Origin of the sequence: Oceanobacter antarcticus (assembly GCF_044962685.1) — a bacterium.
GTDB classification, from domain to species: Bacteria; Pseudomonadota; Gammaproteobacteria; order Pseudomonadales; family Oceanobacteraceae; genus Oceanobacter; species Oceanobacter antarcticus.
In genome coordinates this window covers 1-241 of record NZ_JBBKTX010000133.1, presented here as the reverse complement: position 1 = coordinate 241, position 241 = coordinate 1, and the positions used below count along the sequence as shown (strand labels likewise).

The 241-nt window shown below is 46.9% G+C and carries 1 pseudogene; it reads left to right on the top strand.

Annotated elements, in window-relative coordinates:
• Window positions 1-153: 153 nt before the first annotated feature.
• Window positions 154-241 (top strand): annotated as a pseudogene (locus tag WG929_RS21235) (IS66 family insertion sequence element accessory protein TnpA); the annotation flags it as partial.

Sequence of the window (241 nt, the reverse complement as noted above, 5' to 3'; positions counted from 1 at the left end):
ACCCGAAACTGCAACGTTGCAGGAGCGGTATCACTCAATCCTGCAAAACTGCAGGAGATTGAACGGAATAAATGTGCTGCTTAAACGCAGTATTTTGGACAACTGGGTTGAAAACTACCGCAAGTCGCCTTTTGCAAACAACACAACCTTGCTATGCATAACCTTCAATATTGGCGTAAACGTTTATCGCCCGGTGCTGAGTCGGTGGTGGACAAGCCAAAGGCTTTGATTCCAATCACCG